Below are 17,149 nucleotides of genomic sequence, written 5' to 3' on the forward strand. Positions count from 1 at the left end.
GCAGCGTCAGATGTGTATANCTTCCTGCACGAACTCATCGAAGATCCGCGACTGATTCACGGGTTCAATGCCGATGCCGGTGTCCGTCACGTCGAGTCGCACGCGGAGCTCATCGCCCTCGATCTCGAGCGGCGTCACGCGCAATATCACTTCACCTTGCTCGGTGAACTTCACGGCGTTGCCGCCGAGATTGACGAGCACTTGTCGAAGGCGAACGACGTCCGCACGAACGCGAGGCATCGGGCGAGCAGGGGAGTCGCAAATCAGCTCGATGTTCTTTCCCGATGCGCGCGCCGCGAGCATCTCTGCGGTTTCCTCGACCAGCTCGACGAGATCGCACTCCACGGGCGCGAGTTGCAGGCGCGCAGCTTCGAGCTTCGAGAAGTCGAGCACATCGTCCACGACTGCAAGCAGCGAGTCCGCGGAGCGATGAATGCCTTCGGCGAAGCGTCGCTGGACCGCGTCGAGGTGCGTGTCGAGCAGCAGCTCGCTCATGCCGAGCACGCCATTCATTGGTGTGCGCAGCTCGTGATTCATGCGTGCGACGAAATCGCTCTTCGCACGGCTCGCTTCCTGCAGCTGATGGTTGCGCTCTTCCAGTTCGCGCGTGCGGATGCTCACGACCTGTTCCAGTTCGCGGTTGTAATCGAGCTCACGCTGGCGCTTTCTCCGATGCAGCTGCCAGAAGAATGCGATGACCAACAGAGCGGCTGCCACATAGGTCAGCCGCGCGGCCAGTGTGTTCCAGGGCGCCGCTGCGACATGCACGGGAATCGTCAGATCCTCTGTGCTCCAGATACCGTCTGCATTGGCGGCGCGGACTCGGAACACGTAGTGGCCCGCATCCAGATTGGTATAAGTCGCGCGATGTAGCCGGCCAGCCTCGACCCAATTCGCATCGAAGCCTTCGAGCCGATACCTGTATCGATTGTTGGCGGGCGAGATGAAGTCCAATGCCGCGAACTCGAACGTTACGAGCTTGTCGTCGTGCGCGAGCGCGAGCGGTCGATCCACCGAGGGTAGCTGCGGCAACGGCAGCTGTTGGTTGAGGATTGCGACTGATGTAAGTGCCAGGCGCGGCGGTGGCGCGTTCGACGAGGAAATATCGGGCTGGAATGCATTGAAGCCATGATTGCCGCCGAAGTACAGCGTGCCATCGCGGCCACGGTAGTGCGCGTTGAAGTTGAACTCGTCGGCCTGCAAGCCGTGCGGCTCACGCAGCAGACGGCTCGCGCCCTCGCGCGGATCGAGTCGCGCGAGGCCGTTGTTCGTGCTCAGCCATAAACTGCCTTGATAGTCCGACTCGATGCCGTACACCACCTGGCTCGGCATGTTGGCGAGTCGCTTGTCGCTTTGGAACCGAATCGCCTGTGGCTGATCCGAGCTGCCGACGATGCGGTCAAGGCCGCCGCCGGCGGTACCGACCCATACGTTGCCAGTGGGATCCACATGCAGTGCGTAGACGGTGTCGTCACTCAGGCTGCTGGGGTCGCGATCGTTGCGGCGGAATGCATGGAAGCGACCGGTGGCGCGTTCGAGCAGGTTCAAGCCGCCGCCGATCGTGCCAATCCAAAGGTTGCCTTGCCGGTCCTCTACGATGGCGCTGGCGCGCGGGCTGCTCAGCGCGTTGCCATTGGTACTGTGGGGATAGCGATTCAGTTGTCCGGTTTCGCGGTCGATGCGTACGACACCGCCACCGAACGTTCCAACCCATACATCGCCGGCGCGGTCTTCGTACAAGCACATGACGCCGTCGGCAGGCAGCGTGGTTGGGTCATTTGCATCGTTGCGATAGAAGCGCAGCGAGCGCCGCTGAGGATCCATGCGCGCAAGACCGCCGCTCATCGTGCCGATCCACAACGAGCCGGCGCGGTCGTAAAGCAATGCCATCACGCTGTTGTCCGCGAGGCGCAGCGGCACGGGCGACTCGCCCGTGAGGCGTTGCTCACTTCGGTTGCGGGTGTCGATTTCGACCAGTCCGCCCGATGTTCCCACCCACACCGTGCCCTCGCCATCGTCCGCGAAGGAGTTCACGGCGGTGTTGGCGAAGAGAGGGCTTCGGTAATGGCCGAATGACCAGCTCTGCGGACTCCAGTGACTGGCGCCGCCGGCGCGGGTGCCAACCCAGACGACGCCACTGCGATCCTGATACAACGACATCACATCGTCATCGCGCAGGCTGTGTGGGTTGTCCACGTCAGGACCGTAGCGCACGAAACTCTTTGACGTGCGATCGAACAGGTTGAGTCCGTCCGAGGTGGCTATCCAAAGACGCTTCGCATCGTCTTCCATGATGGCCCGCACGCGATCGTTGCTGAGCGAGCGTGGGTTGCTGGCGTCGTAACGGAACGAAGTTACTTTTCTGGTCTGAGGATCGAGACGATACAAGCCGGTGTCGAATGTGCCGATCCAAAGCGCGCCTGCGTGATCTTCGGTGATGGCGCGCACCCGTGCACCAGCGAGTGCGCCAGCCTCGGCGACGTCGTTGTTGAAGTCATCGCTGCTGGCTTCATAACGGCCCAGTCCCTTATCGGTACCCACCCAAAGCCGCCCGGCGCGATCCGTGTAAAGCGCGAACACGGCCTCTGCGGCGAGCGACCTCGGATTGCCCTCTATGTGATGGAAGTGCCGCGCGTGTCCGGTTTGCGGATCGAGTATGTCGAGCCCGTGGCGTTCGGTCGCGGCCCAAACCTGACCTTTGGCGTCGATGTGCAACGTCCGGATCGCGTCGCTCGCGAGAGAGTTGGGATTGGATGGATCGTGTCGGAACTGCTGGAAGCGATCGTTACGTCGATCCCAGCGCGCAACACCGCCACCCATCGTCGCGAGCCACAGGTCGCCGCGCGCGTCTTCCGCAATCTTCCAAACGTAGTCGCTTGCCAGCCCGTTCTCATTGCCGCGCTCGCGCCGGTATTCACGAATCGAGTGGCCGTCATAACGATCGAGCCCGCTCTCGGTCGCCAGCCACAGAAAGCCTTGCGAGTCCTGCAGGATGCTCATCACCGTGCTTTGCGACAGGCCGTCGCGCATGGTGAGGTGCTCGAAGTACATGGGACGCACTTCGGGCACAGGCGTTGTCGCCTGCGCAGTCAACGTCGCGCAGGCGAGGAGAGCGGACACCCATTGGTGGCGCACGATGGGTCATTCCTGAGGCGCGGGCTCGATGCCGGAGCTGTTCGGCACGGAGCTATTGCTCCAGGTGTAACCGTTACTCCAGGTATAGCCGTTGCTCCACGTGTAGCCGTTGCTCCAGGTAAAGCCATTGCTCCAGGTGTAACCGCCGCTCCAGGTCACGCCGTCATCGCTCGGCGCGCCGCCGTCCCACAACAGTCCATCGAGCGTGGAGGCGAGGCCGACCAGCAGTTGCCCGAGCAACGGCAGGCTGCCGAGCGGGCTCAACAACGACGTGAGCAGCCCAGGCGGGTTCTCGACTTGCATGATGTAGAAGTTGCCGTTGGCATCCTGGTTGGCGCGTCCGCCGTAGTGCTGCAGGCCGGCGAGATCCGCGGCGACATTCAGGCCCTGGTTCGCGCAGTTCGATGCGGTGCTGTACAGCGCGTCTTGCGCATTCACCAAGCCCGCGCCTTGCTGGAACACGGAGTAGGCGAGATGTCCGTCGGATCTCACTGCCGGGCGCGCGCCGTCCATCAGGCGGCATTTCACGTTGTTCGGCGAGAGCAGCGAATTGGCTTCGAGCATCAGCGCGACCACGCCGCTCGTGACCGCCGCGGCCTGTGACGTGCCTGACATGGTCAGGTCCGGGTAACGCGTGTCCAGCCACTGCGGAAACCGCTGCGCGAGTGTGCCGACATCCGGTGCATACGCGCGAATGTGACCACCCATGGCCACGACTTCAGGTTTCACGAAACCCTCGTACGTCGGGCCTGCAGAAGAGAACGTCGCAAGCTTGTATTGGCTCGGTTCGAATGGGTGATAGTTGTCGGTGACCGCGCCCACGGAGATGACATACGGATTGTTGGCCGGAACGCCGATCGTCATGGGGGCAGGCCCGGCGTTGCCCGCAGCGACGACCACGACGAGGCCCGCACCCCAAGCCGCCATCACGGCCTGATTGAGCGGATCATCCCAGTAGTGCGAATTGACCGGTGCGCTCAACGACAGGTTGAGAACACGGATGCCATAGGTGAGCCGCTGGTTCATGGCCCATTGAATGCCGGCGATGACATCGAAGTAACGGCCCGCGCCATTGCTATCGAGCACGCGCACGGAAACCAGGTTCACGCCCGGCGCGACGCCTTGATAGCGACCCGTCGAAGCGATGCCGCTGCTGGCGATGATCGACGAGATGTGCGTGCCGTGACCATTGTGGTCGTCGATGTCGCGGCTGTATTTGTTTAGCGACAGCAGCGGGTACGCGCTGGGGTTCTCGCGCGCAAGGATCACATCGTACTGCGCCAGAACGCGGGGGTTACGCCCCGACGAGGAGGTTTGCAGCGGACCTTTCTCTTGCCACACGCCGGTGTCGAGCACCGCGACTGTGACGCCGCGCCCGGTGATCCCTCCGGTGTGCAGCGGGCTCGCGCCAACCTGGGTTGGATAATAGGTTTCAGGGAGCGGCGAGGTGGTGCTGCTCGAGGTGACCGAGGCGTCGTCATACACGCGCAGGCCTGCGACTGGCTCGCTCCACAGTGCGCCGAGCTCGCGTTCGTCCATCTCGGCGCCGACTGCACGGATGATTGTGAGATCACCCGTGATGACGCCGCCTGCGCGCACGACAGCACTGCGAGCTAGCTCCGCGCTGGATGCTTGAACGATGTAGCGCTGGCGAACGCCGATGGCAGCTTTTTGCTCCCGAGGCGCGTTCGCCGACTGTGCCAAGGGCGTGGACTGTGAGGTGGGCGGCGAAGTCTCGGATACCCGAGACACAGCGGCGGCCGGCGTTACTGCCGCAGGCTCCCGCGGCGCCAGTACAAACAAAGTGAGAGCAGCACCGAGCGCGCCAGCTGCGAGCAGCCAGCGCTTGCGCCGAACGATCTTCCCCATTGCGTCCTCCGTTCTTATGTCGGTGGTGATTTCGCGCAATCGCTACGTGCGCGGTGTAACCGCGGCCGCAAGCTCTTTTGCTACTTGTTCCAAATAATGTTCCAGCGCTGTGCGGCACTCGGTCGCGAGTGCGACGAAATCACGGCGCGCGTCCATCGGGTCGGGATTCCGCAGGATGTGTCCAGCCTTGACCAGCTCTCGGATACGACGCAAGGCGGTGGTCGGTGAGATGTGTGGAACCGAAATGCTGAGCGCTGAGACGGAGAGGCGTTGCGCGGTTTTGTCCGCGCGCAGTAGTTCGAGCAACAGGTCCCACGCGACGTCGTCCAGCTCGCCGAGCGGTGCGAGCGCCTCGCGCGGTCGACGCAAATGATCGAGACTGAGCGTCGCGAGGTCGCAGCGATTGACCTCGACGGGTGGCGCGATTGTTTCGGGGAGGGGATGTTTCCAAGTATTGAGTGCCGCGGCCAAAGCCTCTGCTTGCTGCGCCAGGAGCGCGGCCTGATCGGTCAACTGCATTGCAACGCGGTTGCGGTCCGCGCGCTCGACTGCGCTGCGTACCGCATTTAACAGTTCTTGTGGACGGACTGGCTTGACCAGGAAGTCGACCGCGCCGAGGCGCAGCGCCTGGATTGCGAAGTCCACCTCGGGGTACGCGGTGAGAAAGATGAAGCGAGGCAGCGAGGCAGCGCCGGTCAGCGAGCCGAGGCTCTTGAGCAGGCTGATGCCATCCATGCCCGGCATGTGAATATCGCTGATGGCGACCAGGATGTCGGGTGTCGTGCGCAGGATGGCGAGTGCTTCCTCGCCGCCGAGGGCCGTGCGGCAGTCATAGCCTTCGGTCTGCAGCACCGAATGGACCCACAGCACCATCGAGGAATCGTTGTCTATGATGAGGACGCGGCCCTTAGCCACATCGTCATTGGTACGCGTGCTGACGGACTGCGATTTCATCCGTGGTCTCGTTACGTGTACTGCCCACACATGGGCTGCGTGCAATGTACCCTATCCTGACCCGCGACTGTCACCAGTTACATATGTCACATTCCACAGACGCTTGGCCAGGGACCGGACCTTCGCACGAGGTGCTCGATGCACTCGCGTTTCAGGATCTGCTCGAGACCCTGGTTGCGCCAGCCGCAGTTGCCACGGTCTACCGCAAATTCTTCGACAATGCTGCCACTTTCATTCGCGAGTTGGCCAGTCAAGACACCGCCGCGCGCATCGAGACCATGCACACGTTGAAAGGCAGCGCGGCGATGCTCGGCGCCAATCGCGTGGCGGCGCTCGCAGCTCACATACAGTCACATTTACATGGTTCGTCCATTCAGGTTGAGCAGGCCGCGCGCGAACTCGAAGATGAGCTGGCGAAGTTTCGCGCGGCGGCGGCTCAGTGTTTGTTCGCGGCCGGCGGCACACTCGACCCGTGAGTCTGCGTCAATTTGGCGCAGATTCCGGCGCGGCCCGCGGCGTCAAAATTCTGTCGGCCCGATGCGAGTGGCCACGGCTTCCACGAGCGTGTCATGGAAGGTGCCCTTGATGACGTAGTAAGTCGCGCCCGCATCGAAGCCGCGCCAACGTTGCTGAACATCGTCTTTGTCGCAGGCGAGCAGCACCGGCAGTTGTTTGAAGCGCGGATCCCTGCGGATGCGGCGGATCAGCTGAATGCCATCCAGCAGCGGCATGTCGACATCCGTGAGCACGAGATCGATGTTGCCACTGAGCACTGCGTACCAGGCTTCCAAGCCATCAGCCGCGGTCACGACGTCGTAGCCACGGAAGCGCAGCAGCTTTCGCTCCAGCTCTCGAATCTCCATGCAGTCGTCGGCAACGAGCACGACGAGCTTGGATTTGCCGCGTTCCGAGCGGACCTCATGCGTATCCGTCGTCGGTGGAGCGGGTTGCGCTATAGGGGTCGAGCGCGGCAGCTTCGCCATCGAGTCGAGCAGGTCGACGGCTTGTAACATCATTCCAATGAGCTGCTGCTGTAGCTCGATATCGCCGCGGCGGACGGCTGCCAGGCATTCTTCCATTGAGCGCGCGAGCTCGGCGCCCGCTTCGAGGCCGACCATGTGCGCAGTCGCTTCGAAAGAGCGCGCAGCCGACGCGCACGCGTTGAGTTGATCGGCAGACAGAGGATCGCGCGCCAGAGCGGTCACGCAGTTGGTCAGCAGTTGGGCCTGCGTCTGGGCCTGAACACGAAGCAGTTCGAGCATCACCATGGCTCTGTGTCTTCTTCCGCAGCGAATCAGCGGGGTGCGCTGAATTCTGCGAGCGCCAGGGTGAAGGCTGGTTTTTTTCTGCGCCATATTGGTGACGAAAGTCGCTGCGTGACGCGCGCAGCGACTTGGAGCGTCAGCTCAGGCCGCGTCGCGCTTCGGACGGCGGACGGCGCGCACTTTGCCGCTGCGCCCGCCGCCACAGAAGAATTGATCCGCGCCATCGGATTCGAGCCCCGAGATGCCGGCGCCCGGGGGCATCTCGATAGTTTCGAGCACCTGGCCACTGCGCGGATCGAGGCGACGCAACTCGCTTTCGTCACCTTCCCAGGTGGCGTGCCACAGCTCGCCCTCGACCCAGGTGACTCCGGTGACGAAACGATTCGACTCGATGGTGCGCAGGACTGCCCCGTTGTCGGGGTCGACTTGATAAATCTTCCGCTCCTGATAATGACCGACCCACAGGGTGCCTTCGGCCCAGGCGAGCCCGGAATCGCCGCCATTGCCGGGGGCGGGCAGGGTGGCGAGCACCCGGCCGGTGTGAGGATCGACTTTCTGGATCCGATTCTCGGCAATCTGAAACAGATGTTTGCCGTCGAAAGCCGTGCCGGCATGCGCGGCGACCTCGAGCGAGCGCACGGTCTTGCCGCTCGCAGGATCCAGTGCATTCAATTTGTCGCCCGAGGCGAACCAGACTTGCTGGCCGTCATAGGTGACTCCATGCACGCCCTCGACACCCGGGAAGGGACCATATTCACGAACGATGTTGGCTTTGGTGCGTTTCATGGCGGCAGGTTAGTCGTTAGGCAGCGGAGCAGGGAGTAACAAGGTCGTCGCGAATCCGGGCAGCGGTGGTGTCAGCCAGCGACGGGCCCGCCCGCGGCCGATCGATTGCACTTTGCCGCTCTCGGCCAGCGAATCGAGCGCGCGCTGAACGGTGCGCTGACTGGCGCCGAGACCCAGCGCGAGCGCGGAGCTGGACCAGGATTCGCCGTCGGAGAGCAGCGCCAGCACCGACGCATATTCCTCTTCAACAGGACGCGCCAATACGACGACTTCACGCGCAGTGCGCGGAGCTAATGAAAAACCGCGTACCGTCGCACTGACGTCTGCAAATGATCGAAGCTGAGCGCGCAGACGTCCCATCTCGACTCGCAACCTCGCACGATGCGACTCGTCGGCGACCTTTGCTCGGAACGCTCGCGTAACGAGCGTGCCACGCGGAACGTCTTCCGGCCACGCTTCGGCCAATGCGCGGGCCAATGTGAAAAGCACCGGACGGGTCGCGAGCGAAACCGTCGAGCTCCTATGACGAATCACATGACGGCACGCGTCCACGACGAGTGCCTTCGAATCGAAGAGCGTGGCAACTTCATCGAGCAGTAGCGGTCGCGTCGCGCCACGCGCAATCAATCGCGCGGCTGGTGCATTCAAAACCTGTGACGCATTCTCGACCTCGGCGCTCAACGCCGGAATCCTCGCATCGCGAGCGGCACGTTCGGCGCGAGCGAGCGCGGCGCGGGCTGCTTTCGGATTGACGCGTCTCATGGCGATGCCCGCGATGATCAATTCGTGAGCCGCGCGCAATGCCGGCGGCATGGACGCAAAGTTCAGCTCAGCGAGCAGTTGCTCGGCTGCATCGACGCGTCCGATCAGCAGCAGACGTCGGATTTCGAGATATCGGGCCAGCGCGGCGTTGGCAGTATCGCCGTGGCGTTCGAGCGTCACGCGAGCAGTATCGAGTGCCTTCTGTGGCCAGTGCAGGTCGCGCGAGGCGAGCGCAATTTCGGCTTCAGCGACCGCACATCGAGCTCGGGCGAGGGCTTCTTTCGGCCCAAAGGCACGCGCCGCGCTGCGTACCAGCGCCTTCGCTCTGACGAAATCTCCCAGCTGCGCCATGGCGATGCCTCGCAGTGCCAGGGCAGGCGCATCCTCACGCAGAGCAACGCGTCTCAATGCACCCAGTGGATCGCCCGCCGCCAGCGCCCGCGCGGCGGCGGTGATCATCGAATCCATCTGAATCCCGCCAAATTTGTCACTCCCACCGCACTCGGCCGGGTGCTTAGTCTGCCCAGCGGCAAAGCATACCAATGGAGAGTGCAGCAATGACGCGAGCCGCGAGCTCCGAGTCGGCCTTTTATGCGGTTTCAGCGCTGCTGTTCGCAGCCAGTGTGACGGTCACCGTGCTCTGGTGCGCGTCCATGTCGGCGATGGGCGGAATGGCGATGCCCGGCGGCTGGACCATGTCCATGGCCTGGATGCGGATGCCGGGACAGACCTGGATCCAGGCGGGCGCGTCGTTCGTCGGTATGTGGCTGGTGATGATGATTGCCATGATGCTGCCATCGCTGGTGTCCATGTTGCGCCGATATCGACGTGCCGTCGGCCGGCCCGGCGATGTGGGATTGGGCGGACGGACTGTCCTGGTGGGGGCCGGATATTTCTTCGTGTGGACGCTGTTGGGCGTCGTGGCGTTTCCCGTCGGCGTGCTGCTGGCAACCTTGGAAATGCAGGTGCCGGCATTGGCGCGCAGCGTTCCCGTCGCGGTCGGTGCGATCGTCATGATCGCGGGCGCTTTGCAACTTACGGCTTGGAAGACTCGTCATCTCGAGTGCTGTCGTCGTGCGCCAGTAGGCAGCGAATCTTTGCGGCCCGGTGCCAGGGTGGCCTGGGGCCACGGCATGCGATTGGGCATGCATTGCACGCACTGCTGTGCAGGCCTGACCGCAATATTGCTGGTCGTCGGCGTCATGGATTTGCGGGCAATGGCACTCGTGACAGCGGCGATTACACTGGAGCGGCTCGCGCCCGCGGGGCGGCGTATCGCGCGAGTCATCGGCATCCTGCTGATATTGACCGGCGCGCTGGTCATTGTGCGGGCTGGCGGTTTCGGCTGACTGTGTCGGTTTCGGCGGGGCTGGTTCGTCTTTGAGAAGGATTCTTCTGGAGAGGCGCTATGAAGCTATACGAGTTCGCACCGACCCGCTCGATTCGTGCCCGCTGGGCCCTGCAGGAGCTGGAGGTCCCGTTCGAGTCCGTCTCGATCCGGCTGATGGAAGGCGCCGGACAGACGCCGGAGTATCTGGCGCTCAATCCGGCGGGCAAAGTGCCCACCTTGGTCGACGGTGATTTCGTGCTGACCGAGTCGGTCGCCATCGTGCTCTATCTGGCCGAGAAATATTCGCACAAGGGCTTGCTGCCGACCGACCTCAAGCAGCGCGCGCAGCTCAATCGTTGGATGCTGTTCGCCGTCACCGAGCTGGAGCAGCCGTTGTGGCGCATCGCGCGGCACTTGTTCCTTTATCCCGAGCACCAACGTCTGCCCGCGGACATCGAGCTCGCCAAGGACGAATTTCGGAGCATGGCCGCCGTGCTGGAGCAGCACATGCAGGGCAGGGAGTTCCTGATCGGCGATCGAGTCAGCGTCGGCGATTTCGTGACTGCCTATACGCTGGATTGGGGCAACGAGGTGGAGCTGCTCGATGCGTGTCCCACGCTGCTCGCTTATATGCAGCGGATGTACGCGCGTCCCAAAGCGGCTCTGCGAATCAAGGATGCCTTCGCGAGCGTGGCCGCAGCCTGAGGCAGTCCCACGCCAGTGGGACTGCGCGATTTCATCAGTTGCAGCTGGTCAGAACGTTTTGCGGATCTGCAGCTGTATGAAGCGCTGCGCATCGATGTGACGATCCTCGTGATACAGGATCTGTCCGCTGGCGCGCGAGCCGTCGTAAACAGTGCGCCACCGGCTCCTCGGGCGACCGGTGAAGTTGTTGACCATCATGCGGATCACAGTATCGGACCTCGGCGTCCAGTCCCAATACAGCCGAAAGAAATGATCCCAATGCTCGGTGCGAACTTCGCCGATGCGGAAGTAGGTTTCGCGCTTGCTGTACGAGTCTTCCAGCGACAGCGTCGAGTTGAGCGCAGGAAATTCCTTGGTGATGAGCAGGTTGCCGCCGAGCGGGGAATGCTTGGTAATGCGCCGCGACTCAAAGGTCACTGGATCTTCGACCTGCGACCAGCTCCAGTCGCTGTTGAGGCGCACCTGGGTGCCGGACAGGCCGAGCCGCTCCATGGGCAGCGACAGACCCAGCGAAATCTTGTCGCGGGTACCGTCGCCGAGATTGCCAGGGGCGTCGAAATCGCCGACCGGCACCAGATCGACCACGTCGCTGACCAGCGAGTGCATATAGCTCAGCAGCAGGGCGCCGGCGCCCCAGAAGCGCGTTTCGATGGTGCCTTCGAACTCCCACGCATTTTCAGGTTTCAGGTTGGCATTGCCGCCGTTGATGATGCCGGCGTCGAGCGAGGCCTGTGAGGCGAAGTCGCGGAACTCCAGTTGGCTGACGGTGCGTTCGACGCGGCCGCGCAGCTGGATATCGCTGTTCATATCGAATCGCACCATGACGCGAGGCTTCGCATAGCTCAGCGTGCGCTTGGCGTCGTGATCGCCGGACTGGCTGATCGTCGACATTTCATAGCGCATGCCGAAGTCGCTCGCCAGGCGTGGCGTGGCTTTCCAGCGAAAATCGACGAACGCCTCGCCGCGGCGCTCTTCGATCTTCACCTTGGCGGCCGGCAGAGGCACGGGCGTGCCGTTGCGACTGAGGCGCGCATCGACATCCAGGAAGTTGTATGCGCCCTCGAGCCCGGTCTCGATCGTGACGGCCGAGGAGGCACGATAGGTCGCCGAGCTGCGCAGGATGGACTCGCCGCGCAACGCCTCGTCTTCGGACCTTTGCAGATTGAGCGTGTCGATCGAGTCGGCGGAGATGATTTTGCGTTCCAGCGTCTGCAGCAGCAGCGCGCGCGCCGAGAGCGCATCGCTCAAGGTATGTTCGTAATCGACGCCGGCTTCACCTTGATCCAGTTTGATGTCGGTGGTGATGTGCCAATCGAACGTCTGTGGGACACCGGAGCGGGGCGTGAGAATGTCGTACTGCTTGGTGTCCGAGCTGGTGCCACCGAGGTTGATCCGCAGCAGTCCGGCATCGCCCTGATATTCGGCCTGGCCGTTCGCCTGGTATTGCCGTTGGCGCCAGTCGGTCTCGAAGCCACTGGACAAATACAGCTCGCGATTGGCGTCGCGACGAGTCAGCTCGCCTTTGCCGGAGCTGCCGTACTGCTGTTCGTCGCGGAAGTTGAGCGTGCCATTGAGCGTGAGCCGGTCGATGTTACTGGCCGATTCCAGGCGCAGCCCGACGCCAGGCTCGTGCTCGGTCGCAAACAGGCCGGTGAGCTCGCCGGCGAGCGTGCTCATGTTGCCGCTGCGGCGGATGACGTTCGCAACCACCGATTGACCTTGCATGTTGATACCGGGCGCGCCGCCGCGGATCACTTCGATCGCGGTGACGGCGGATATCGGAATCCGCCGCAGCACGTCTTCCAGCAACACCGCTTTCGATGCTGGACGCTGGCCATCGATCAGCACGTTGCCCAGCGCACCGGCGAAGCCTCGCACCGTCGTGTCGCCCGGCTGGAAGGTGAAGCCGGGCACGCGCCTGACTATGTCCAGGGCCGTGGTCGGCTGGAATTCGGCGAAGAAGCTCGCTTCGTAACGAATCACCCCGGCGCCGAGGTTGGCCGGTGTGGCCGCGATGGGTGCTCCCCCGATGGGTGGCTCCTCGGGTTCGTTGGTCGGAGGCGGCTCAGCAGCCAGGGCCGCTGCAAAGGGAATGCAAGCGACGAATCCGCCGCGGATACGACGCGACGTGACGAGAGGGTGACGATCCCGCATGAAATTCCACTGCTTTGTGGTTATGGCGGCTGCCAGAAGCCGCGGTTCTTAACAAGAATTTTAGGTGGCGGGCGCGGAGAGGATCATGTGATTCGGACGCGAAACGACGCTGCGCTTGCATGGATCAAGCGGCGCACGGTGGGGCCGTGGAAGATTGTTTGCGTCAGCGATTTATGCGAACGGATCGGCGGATTTCAGCCGGTGTCTCGCGCACCAGCAGCACTGTGTGCGCCTTGCCAGCGGGCTCGCACTCCTTCGAACAGCGCGCGCGTCGCTTTCTGGAGCGCGGGCTCGGGTACCTTGGAGATCCACCAGCTGAGCGCCATCACGAACACCACGCTGCTGGCCAGCGCCAGCTCTGTAGGGATTCCCACCTCGACGAGCGCACCCAGCAGTGCACCACCGGTCACGCTGTGGAGCAGATAGAGCGGATACGTCATCAGGCCGAGCCGTCGCAGGAGTTGCAGGCACCAGCTCGGCAATTGCTGCACGCGAGCGTTGTTGGCGACGACGATCCAGAAGAACAGCATCGCCGTCAGCCAGATTACGCATGGTGTCAGCGGCGAGAATGTCATGCCGGTTTTCTCCAGCTTCAGCAGGCTCTCCCCGGCGATCTGCAGACAGCCGCCGACCGCGAACAGCGCGAGCCAGGCGAGATGACTTCGGGCAGGCTGCTTCAGCAGGTGAGACCAGAGCACCACGCCAAAGGCGAAGAACACTCCGTGCTGGATCAGCAGCAATTGCGAGAGCCGCGACCACTGCACCTCGCTGAACAGTTCGAACAGGGCGCTGTTCTTGTCCTGCGCGGCCAGGGTGTAGCCGATCCAGAACAAGGTGCTGATCAGGCCGATGCCGCACATGAGCGGCTTGATCCAGCGCTGCCGGTCGATCAACAGCAACACAAACATCAGCGCGTAGAAACAAATCTCGACACCGAGCGTCCAGTAGACGCTGTCGATCCACGCGCCGGTAGGAAAGAACGTGACACTGCGCAGATACATCCCGAGCAGCGAGAGCGGCCGCATGCCGGCGTCCACGAGCAGCCAGGCCAGTAGCGCGATGGTGGCGCAGATCCAGACGGCGGGAGCGAGTCGAGTGAAGCGACTGACGAAGAATCGAAACGCCGAGCTGCGTTCGGCAGAGACGACGATGACGAAACCGGAGATCACGAAAAAGATCTGCACGCCGGCCCAGCCGAACGGCGCGAACGTGTCCTGGAAGGTGTCCCAATCCTGAAAATCCGCCACGCCTTGCGAGGCGAGCGCAACCTGTCCAGCGGGAAAGGCCCACGACCAGAAGGTCAGGTGGAACACCATGACGATGCACGCGGCGAAAAACCGCAGCAGGTCCAGTCCCGGGACGTATTGAGCTTGGTGGGATTTCATCAGCAGGGGCGGGAGGTTAACAGTGCGGCGGCGATGTGCGCAGATGTCGCGATCTGCGCACACTCACGCGTTGCCACAATTGATCAGGATCTGCGCGCGCCTCGACGCTATGCTTGCGGGCCAAGGAGAAATTACATGTCGCACAGTTGGATGTTTGGTGTCGTTACGTTGCTGTCGCTGGCCGGTCAGGTAAAAGCTGCCGCGATCGAATGCTCGTACTGCGAAGCCTGGAATCAGCAGCAGGCTCCGTTTCAAATTTATGGCAACACGTATTACGTGGGGCCGCGCGGCTTGAGCTCGGTATTGATCACGTCGCCGCAAGGGCACGTGCTGATCGACGGCGCTTTGCCGCAGTCGGCGCCATTGATTGCAAAGCACGTGGAGCAGCTGGGCTTCAAGATGACCGATGTGAAAGTCATCCTGAATTCACATGCGCACTTCGATCATGCGGGAGGGCTCTCGGAGTTGCAGCAGCTGAGCGGTGCGAAGGTGATCGCCAGTGACAAGGCGGCGCCGGTGTTACGTAGCGGGCAGGTCGGGCCCGACGATCCGCAGGTGAACCATTTGCTGCCATTTCCCGGCGTAAGCAACGTTGCAAGTTTGGGCCAGCGACAAACGGTGGCAGTTGGCTCGTTGCAGTTGAGTGTGATTCATACACCGGGTCACGCACCTGGCGGTACCTCCTGGCGTTGGCAGTCTTGCGAAGCCGACCGCTGCTTGAACCTGATGTACAGCGACAGCTTGAACGCAGTCGCGGATAGCTCGTTCAAGTACAGCGGCGATCCGCGCTACCCCACGGCGGCGAAGGATCTGACTTCGAGCATGGAGGCCATCGCGGCCGCGCCTTGCGACATTCTCATCACGGCGCATCCGCAGCTGTCGGGTATGTGGAATGCCATCGATGAGGGCGGCAAAGGTGAGCGCGCCAGACTCATCGATCCAGCGAGTTGCAAACGTTACGTCGCAACAACCCAGCAGATTCTCGAAAAGCGACTGGCCAGCGAGCAGGCTGGCAAGAAGTAATCTCTCCTTGACCTCAAGTCGACTTGAGGTAGGGCCTGTTAACACTCATTGGATGGGCTGCGTTGCGCCTCCAATCGCCTGCAGCAAGGCGCAAAGCGCAGCCCGTATGTCGATACGGGCAAGCTTTGTAACGCAGCGGCAGGCGATTCGAGGCGCAACCCTCTGATGAATGAATATTGTTTTATGGGACGAGCTATTGCGGTTCAGGACGTCGTTACTCCTCCCTTATGTACGGAGAGTACACGGCGGTCGTCGCGCCTAGCCCTGAACCGCAATAGCTCGTCGCAGCCCATCGAATGAGTGTTAACAGGCCCTAGTACAGTGTGTTCCTCGCATCTGAGACTTGCCTCGGGGGAACCATGAGCGACGCTCGAGTAGCCAATCAGGACCAGGTTGCACTGTGGAACGACGCTTCCGGGCGGACCTGGGTCGATATGCAACCTGTGCTCGATCGGATGCTCGCACCATTCGCAGCACCGCTGATCGATGCAGCGTTTCCGGGGCAGGGCGGTCGTGTGCTCGACGTGGGCTGCGGCTCCGGTGCGACGACGTTCGCGATGGCCGACCGTTTGGGCGCGAGCGGAAGCTGCGTCGGCATCGATATCTCCGGGCCTTTGCTCGATGCTGCGAAGAGTCGTGCTGCGTCGGCAGGAATCAGCACGGCGACGTTCGTGCAGGCGGATGCGCAGACATACGCGTTCGATCCCGCGAGCTTCGATGCGGTGATCTCACGTTTCGGTGTCATGTTCTTCGATCATCCGGAAGCGGCCTTCAGCAATCTCTATCGCGCCGTGCGCACTGACGCGAAGTTGGCATTCGTGGCCTGGAGAAGTCCCGCGGAGAACCCCTTCATGACCACGGCCAGGCGTGCGGCCGAACCGCTGCTATCAAACATGCCGGCGCCCGATCCGAATGCACCCGGCCAGTTCGCGTTCGCGGACGGCGATCGAGTTCGGCGCATCCTGCGAACGGGTGGCTGGAGTGACATCGATGTTCAGCCATTGGATGTGGAAGGCACAGTGGCTGAAAGCGAGTTGCTGGCGTATGTGACCCGGCTCGGGCCGGTGGGCCTGGCATTGAAGGAAGTGGACGAGGCGACGCGGGCGCGCGTTACAGAGGTCGTCAACGCGGCATTTCAGCCCTATATCAGCAAGGGCGCTGCACGCTTCGATATGGCGTGCTGGCTGGTGACAGCATCGAGGAAATAGTCAGCGAATCCATATCGACCCGCGCCAGGAAGGAAAGTTCATTCCCTGCGGTTGTGGCTTGTACTGGCTTTCCTTCGGCCTGCGGCGGGCTAGTTTTCCATCCATTACGCGAACCAGCTGCAGTCGATAGCTCTCACAGAAAGGAGTTACGTCATGGCGATGAGCGTTTCCACGGGTGGCAATGGCGAGCCGATGGTGGACATGAACACGACGCCGCTGATCGACGTCATGCTCGTGCTGCTGATCATGTTCATCATCACGCTGCCGGTGATGACCAACAGCATCAGGATCGATGTGCCTCAAGCGGACGGACTGATGACCCAGCGGGCAGTGATCAATCTGGCCATTGACTACGAGGGCACCGTACTCTGGAACGGCACTGTGGTCGCGAGCCCGGCACAACTCGAACAGTACTTCCGTACCGAAGCGGCTAGAGCCACTCAGGCCGAGCTGCATGTCTATCCAGACAAGCGGGCGAAGTACGATCACGTGGCCCAGGTGCTCGGCAGCGCGCAACGCAACGGCATGCGGCACATCGGCTTCGTAGGCCAGGAGCAGTTCCTCGACAGATAG

Annotated in this window: 14 protein-coding genes; 6 read left to right on the forward strand and 8 right to left on the reverse strand. The window is 62.5% G+C overall.

Annotated features, from left to right (window positions below):
* Window positions 1-6: 6 nt before the first annotated feature.
* The 3 genes from D0550_RS09690 to D0550_RS09700 form a co-directional block, all read right to left on the reverse strand.
* Complete coding sequence (locus D0550_RS09690) at window positions 7-3,051, reverse strand: two-component regulator propeller domain-containing protein (protein WP_422664257.1); 3,045 nt, start codon at window positions 3,049-3,051, stop codon at window positions 7-9.
* A gap of 90 nt (window positions 3,052-3,141) precedes the next feature.
* Complete coding sequence (locus D0550_RS09695; RefSeq protein WP_116808942.1) at window positions 3,142-5,004, reverse strand: S8 family peptidase; 1,863 nt, start codon at window positions 5,002-5,004, stop codon at window positions 3,142-3,144.
* Between the two features lie 42 nt (window positions 5,005-5,046).
* A complete protein-coding gene (locus D0550_RS09700; protein ID WP_116808944.1) occupies window positions 5,047-5,958 on the reverse strand; it encodes a response regulator in 912 nt (303 codons plus the stop codon).
* An 83-nt stretch (window positions 5,959-6,041) separates the two neighbouring features.
* Here D0550_RS09700 and D0550_RS09705 point away from each other — a divergent pair, with 83 nt between their 5' ends.
* Window positions 6,042-6,434, forward strand: coding sequence for an Hpt domain-containing protein (locus D0550_RS09705; protein ID WP_161965734.1), 393 nt, complete (start codon window positions 6,042-6,044; stop codon window positions 6,432-6,434).
* 42 nt (window positions 6,435-6,476) lie between these two features.
* Here the strand turns inward: D0550_RS09705 and D0550_RS09710 are convergent, their stop codons facing one another.
* The 3 genes from D0550_RS09710 to D0550_RS09720 form a co-directional block, all read right to left on the reverse strand.
* Window positions 6,477-7,226 carry a response regulator gene (locus D0550_RS09710; protein WP_161965735.1) on the reverse strand — a complete coding sequence of 250 codons (750 nt, stop codon included), beginning with the start codon at window positions 7,224-7,226 and terminating at the stop codon, window positions 6,477-6,479.
* Between the two features lie 138 nt (window positions 7,227-7,364).
* On the reverse strand, window positions 7,365-8,009 hold the full coding sequence (locus tag D0550_RS09715; protein ID WP_116808948.1) for a Vgb family protein: 645 nt from the start codon (window positions 8,007-8,009) through the stop codon (window positions 7,365-7,367).
* Between the two features lie 9 nt (window positions 8,010-8,018).
* The gene (locus D0550_RS09720) at window positions 8,019-9,239 is read right to left on the reverse strand and encodes a helix-turn-helix domain-containing protein (RefSeq protein ID WP_116808950.1); all 1,221 of its coding nucleotides are present in this window, start codon (window positions 9,237-9,239) and stop codon (window positions 8,019-8,021) included.
* Window positions 9,240-9,328: 89 nt separating this feature from the next.
* On the opposite strand from D0550_RS09720, the gene D0550_RS09725 reads away from it, so the two are divergent.
* Both D0550_RS09725 and D0550_RS09730 read left to right on the forward strand, forming a co-directional pair.
* Window positions 9,329-10,120: a DUF2182 domain-containing protein gene (locus tag D0550_RS09725; RefSeq protein WP_206606179.1), complete on the forward strand. Its 792-nt coding sequence runs from the start codon at window positions 9,329-9,331 to the stop codon at window positions 10,118-10,120.
* A 59-nt stretch (window positions 10,121-10,179) separates the two neighbouring features.
* Window positions 10,180-10,806 (forward strand): glutathione S-transferase family protein, encoded by a 627-nt coding sequence (locus D0550_RS09730; RefSeq protein ID WP_116808952.1) that lies wholly within the window; start codon window positions 10,180-10,182, stop codon window positions 10,804-10,806.
* 48 nt (window positions 10,807-10,854) lie between these two features.
* Here D0550_RS09730 and D0550_RS09735 read toward each other — a convergent pair whose 3' ends face one another.
* Window positions 10,855-12,960 (reverse strand): TonB-dependent receptor plug domain-containing protein, encoded by a 2,106-nt coding sequence (locus D0550_RS09735; RefSeq protein ID WP_116808954.1) that lies wholly within the window; start codon window positions 12,958-12,960, stop codon window positions 10,855-10,857.
* Between the two features lie 194 nt (window positions 12,961-13,154).
* Window positions 13,155-14,345 (reverse strand): acyltransferase family protein, encoded by a 1,191-nt coding sequence (locus D0550_RS09740; RefSeq protein WP_116808956.1) that lies wholly within the window; start codon window positions 14,343-14,345, stop codon window positions 13,155-13,157.
* Window positions 14,346-14,480: 135 nt separating this feature from the next.
* Here D0550_RS09740 and bla point away from each other — a divergent pair, with 135 nt between their 5' ends.
* The 3 genes from bla (at window position 14,481) to D0550_RS09755 (ending at window position 17,149) form a co-directional block, all read left to right on the forward strand.
* Entirely contained in the window at window positions 14,481-15,368 is an 888-nt protein-coding gene (gene bla, locus D0550_RS09745; RefSeq protein WP_161965736.1) for a subclass B3 metallo-beta-lactamase, read from the forward strand.
* 359 nt (window positions 15,369-15,727) lie between these two features.
* Window positions 15,728-16,576: a class I SAM-dependent methyltransferase gene (locus D0550_RS09750; protein WP_116808959.1), complete on the forward strand. Its 849-nt coding sequence runs from the start codon at window positions 15,728-15,730 to the stop codon at window positions 16,574-16,576.
* A gap of 153 nt (window positions 16,577-16,729) precedes the next feature.
* The gene (locus D0550_RS09755; protein WP_116808960.1) at window positions 16,730-17,149 is read left to right on the forward strand and encodes an ExbD/TolR family protein; all 420 of its coding nucleotides are present in this window, start codon (window positions 16,730-16,732) and stop codon (window positions 17,147-17,149) included.

Source organism: Steroidobacter cummioxidans (assembly GCF_003104955.1).

Bases quoted from the DNA above. Each gene is read 5' to 3' on its own strand.
- D0550_RS09695 (WP_116808942.1), bottom strand. From the start codon at position 5,004: ATGGGGAAGATCGTTCGGCGCAAGCGCTGGCTGCTCGCAGCTGGCGCG.
- D0550_RS09700 (WP_116808944.1), bottom strand. From the start codon at position 5,958: ATGAAATCGCAGTCCGTCAGCACGCGTACCAATGACGATGTGGCTAAG.
- D0550_RS09705 (WP_161965734.1), top strand. From the start codon at position 6,042: ATGTCACATTCCACAGACGCTTGGCCAGGGACCGGACCTTCGCACGAG.
- D0550_RS09710 (WP_161965735.1), bottom strand. From the start codon at position 7,226: ATGGTGATGCTCGAACTGCTTCGTGTTCAGGCCCAGACGCAGGCCCAA.
- D0550_RS09715 (WP_116808948.1), bottom strand. From the start codon at position 8,009: ATGAAACGCACCAAAGCCAACATCGTTCGTGAATATGGTCCCTTCCCG.
- D0550_RS09720 (WP_116808950.1), bottom strand. From the start codon at position 9,239: ATGGATTCGATGATCACCGCCGCCGCGCGGGCGCTGGCGGCGGGCGAT.
- D0550_RS09725 (WP_206606179.1), top strand. From the start codon at position 9,329: ATGACGCGAGCCGCGAGCTCCGAGTCGGCCTTTTATGCGGTTTCAGCG.
- D0550_RS09730 (WP_116808952.1), top strand. From the start codon at position 10,180: ATGAAGCTATACGAGTTCGCACCGACCCGCTCGATTCGTGCCCGCTGG.
- D0550_RS09735 (WP_116808954.1), bottom strand. From the start codon at position 12,960: ATGCGGGATCGTCACCCTCTCGTCACGTCGCGTCGTATCCGCGGCGGA.
- D0550_RS09740 (WP_116808956.1), bottom strand. From the start codon at position 14,345: ATGAAATCCCACCAAGCTCAATACGTCCCGGGACTGGACCTGCTGCGG.
- bla (WP_161965736.1), top strand. From the start codon at position 14,481: ATGTCGCACAGTTGGATGTTTGGTGTCGTTACGTTGCTGTCGCTGGCC.
- D0550_RS09750 (WP_116808959.1), top strand. From the start codon at position 15,728: ATGAGCGACGCTCGAGTAGCCAATCAGGACCAGGTTGCACTGTGGAAC.
- D0550_RS09755 (WP_116808960.1), top strand. From the start codon at position 16,730: ATGGCGATGAGCGTTTCCACGGGTGGCAATGGCGAGCCGATGGTGGAC.